The sequence below is a fragment of the uncultured Rossellomorea sp. genome, assembly GCF_947488365.1.
GTDB lineage: Bacteria > Bacillota > Bacilli > Bacillales > Bacillaceae_B > Rossellomorea.
On the sequence record NZ_CANKZT010000016.1, the window covers coordinates 1 to 1,612 of the forward strand.

1 rRNA gene is annotated in these 1,612 nt (G+C 54.7%); it reads left to right on the top strand.

Features of this window, described 5'->3' with window-relative positions:
• Window positions 1-1,612: ribosomal RNA gene (locus tag Q1B03_RS21990) — 23S ribosomal RNA — on the top strand; the annotation flags it as partial.

Below are 1,612 nucleotides of genomic sequence, written 5' to 3' on the forward strand. Positions count from 1 at the left end.
TAGGTGTCAGTGGTAGGAGAGCGTTCTAAGGACTGCGAAGCTAGACCGTAAGGACTGGTGGAGTGCTTAGAAGTGAGAATGCCGGTATGAGTAGCGAAAGATGGGTGAGAATCCCATCCACCGAATGCCTAAGGTTTCCTGAGGAAGGCTCGTCCGCTCAGGGTTAGTCGGGACCTAAGTCGAGGCCGATAGGCGTAGACGATGGACAACAGGTTGATATTCCTGTACCACCTCTTTTCCGTTTGAGCAATGGGGGGACGCAGGAGGATAGGGTAAGCGCACTGCTGGATATGTGCGTCTAAGCAGTTAGGCTGATGATGAGGCAAATCCCATCATCGTGAAGGCTGAGCTGTGATAGCGAGCGAATTATAGTAGCGAAGTTCCTGATTCCACACTGCCAAGAAAAGCCTCTAGCGAGGAAAAAGGTGCCCGTACCGCAAACCGACACAGGTAGGCGAGGAGAGAATCCTAAGGTGAGCGAGAGAACTCTCGTTAAGGAACTCGGCAAAATGACCCCGTAACTTCGGGAGAAGGGGTGCTCTGGTAGGGTGCAAGCCCGAGAGAGCCGCAGTGAATAGGCCCAGGCGACTGTTTAGCAAAAACACAGGTCTCTGCGAAGCCGTAAGGCGAAGTATAGGGGCTGACGCCTGCCCGGTGCTGGAAGGTTAAGAGGAGTGCTTAGCGCAAGCGAAGGTGCGAATCGAAGCCCCAGTAAACGGCGGCCGTAACTATAACGGTCCTAAGGTAGCGAAATTCCTTGTCGGGTAAGTTCCGACCCGCACGAAAGGCGTAACGATCTGGGCACTGTCTCAACGAGAGACTCGGTGAAATTATAGTACCTGTGAAGATGCAGGTTACCCGCGACAGGACGGAAAGACCCCGTGGAGCTTTACTGTAGCCTGATATTGAATTTTGGTACAGCTTGTACAGGATAGGTAGGAGCCTTGGAAGCCGGAGCGCCAGCTTCGGTGGAGGCATCGGTGGGATACTACCCTGGCTGTATTGAAATTCTAACCCGCGCCCCTTATCGGGGTGGGAGACAGTGTCAGGTGGGCAGTTTGACTGGGGCGGTCGCCTCCTAAAGAGTAACGGAGGCGCCCAAAGGTTCCCTCAGAATGGTTGGAAATCATTCGCAGAGTGTAAAGGCACAAGGGAGCTTGACTGCGAGACCTACAAGTCGAGCAGGGACGAAAGTCGGGCTTAGTGATCCGGTGGTTCCGCATGGAAGGGCCATCGCTCAACGGATAAAAGCTACCCCGGGGATAACAGGCTTATCTCCCCCAAGAGTCCACATCGACGGGGAGGTTTGGCACCTCGATGTCGGCTCATCGCATCCTGGGGCTGTAGTCGGTCCCAAGGGTTGGGCTGTTCGCCCATTAAAGCGGTACGCGAGCTGGGTTCAGAACGTCGTGAGACAGTTCGGTCCCTATCCGTCGTGGGCGCAGGAAATTTGAGAGGAGCTGTCCTTAGTACGAGAGGACCGGGATGGACGCACCGCTGGTGTACCAGTTGTCTTGCCAAAGGCATCGCTGGGTAGCTATGTGCGGAAGGGATAAGTGCTGAAAGCATCTAAGCATGAAGCCCCCCTCGAGATGAGATTTCCCATCACGTA